Origin of the sequence: Bartonella sp. AP58NXGY, from assembly GCF_042195785.1 — a bacterium.
Lineage (GTDB): Bacteria > Pseudomonadota > Alphaproteobacteria > Rhizobiales > Rhizobiaceae > Bartonella.
On record NZ_JBHIOY010000336.1, the window covers coordinates 390 to 623 of the forward strand.

The window sequence follows — 234 nt, forward strand, 5'->3', positions numbered from 1 at the left end:
CATGCCCTCACCCTGATAAGAGAGCATAAAGTGTGAAAAAGGAACTGGTTGAGAGACAACGCCATAACAAGCATAGCCTAATTTTTGTAAAGCAGGACTATAAAGAGCACCCGTGGAGAAAGGATCGACAATAAGAATGGATTTACTCATACTTTGGCCCGCTGTGATGAAAGGAAAAAAACATAAATAAAAATTATCAGCCCTATAAGGGGGAGAAGGTAAATGGCTGCTTGA